Raw genomic sequence first — 1,285 nt, 5'->3', positions numbered from 1 at the left:
AGCCGGTGGAAGAAATGCTCGCCCGCGAGCTGGTCGCCGAACACCCGCAGCTGGAGGGGCCGGGTCTCCCACGCGTCGCGCACGTCGAAGGTCGAGCGCAGGATGATTTCGTCGACCGCCGAGCAGAATGCGTACTTGGCGGCGAGGATATCGTCGGCCGCGATCCCGAGCGCCTTGGCGTTGCGGTCGACGTCCATCAGAAAGCTCGTCATGTTGTCGGCAAACGCGACCTTGTCCTGCGGCCCGCACCCGGTCTTGAGCAGGAACAGCGCATAGAACCCCTCGTACATGATGTCGCTGAGGCGTTGCGTGCGGATGGCGCGCTCGCCCGTTTCGCCTTTGGGCGCAGCGCGGCGCTCGATGAACGCGCTCATGCCGACACCGCGATCAGTTCGAGCCGCAGTTCGCGCAGCCCGTTGGGGACGTACACCGACATCGCCTGCGACTTGAGCATGGCCTCGTACAGCGCCCCGCGCACATCGAGGACGAAGTAGACCATGTCGGGCCGCACGGGAATCGCGCTCGGTACCTGCGGCGCATGCAGCAGCCTGACGCCCGRCAGCGCAGACAGCACGCAGCGGTCGACGTCTTCGGGCGCGCCGACCTTGAATTGCAGCGGCACCGTTTCGACCAGGCGCAGCGCCGGCATGTCGGCGGCCACGGCAAGGTATAGCGTGGTCTGGGGGGTGATGCGGCCCGAATCGAGCGCGCCGTGGTAGTACGACGGGCGGTCGTGGTGCAGCGCGATGGTGAAGTAGCGCGACGAGATCACGGTGTCGAGGAGATCGCGGATGATGCCGTCCAGGCGCGCGAACGGCGGCCCGGGATCGGCGTGGACATACGCGGGCAGGTCGTCCAGCCGGTAGCTGCGCGAATAGGTCATCAGGCCGCCGGCCAGGTGCAGCAGTGCGCCGTACAGGCGCTCGGGATGCAGCTCGCGGTGGTGCAGGTAATGGGCCAGCGCCGCATAGCCGGCGCTGGCCGTGTGCAGCAGCCAGAACGCCGACACGTCGCCGCCGCGGATCTCGACCACGTTGCGGCTCGGTTCGCGCAGGTCGCCATACAGCGCGGTCACCTTGGCCAGCAGCTTTTCCATCAGCCGCGCCAGCGCGCCGTGCAGGCCCAGGCCCGGGCCTGCCACCGCGTCGATCGACAGGCTCGGTGGAATGAAGCCGGGATCGGGCTCGAAGCCGCCGGTGGCCACGCGGCGCAGGCGCAGCAGCGGAAAGCTTTCGTAGGGTTCAAGGGCGTCGCCGTCGGCCACCAGCCGCAGCGTCTTGCGCAG

Annotated in this window: 2 protein-coding genes; both read right to left on the bottom strand. The window is 68.5% G+C overall.

Going from position 1 to position 1,285, the window contains the following annotated elements:
- The coding region (locus AC1DYN_RS32610) for a DotU family type IV/VI secretion system protein (RefSeq protein WP_477966961.1) at positions 1-374 on the bottom strand (374 nt) is incomplete at its 3' end.
- Positions 371-1,285, bottom strand: a 915-nt coding sequence (gene tssK, locus AC1DYN_RS32605; RefSeq protein ID WP_477966959.1) for a type VI secretion system baseplate subunit TssK, incomplete at its 5' end; no start/stop codon positions are given. The genes AC1DYN_RS32610 and tssK, both read right to left, overlap by 4 nt.

It is taken from the genome of Rhizobacter sp. P2_D12 (assembly GCF_056404395.1).
This window is presented reverse-complemented; position numbering and strand designations above follow the sequence as displayed.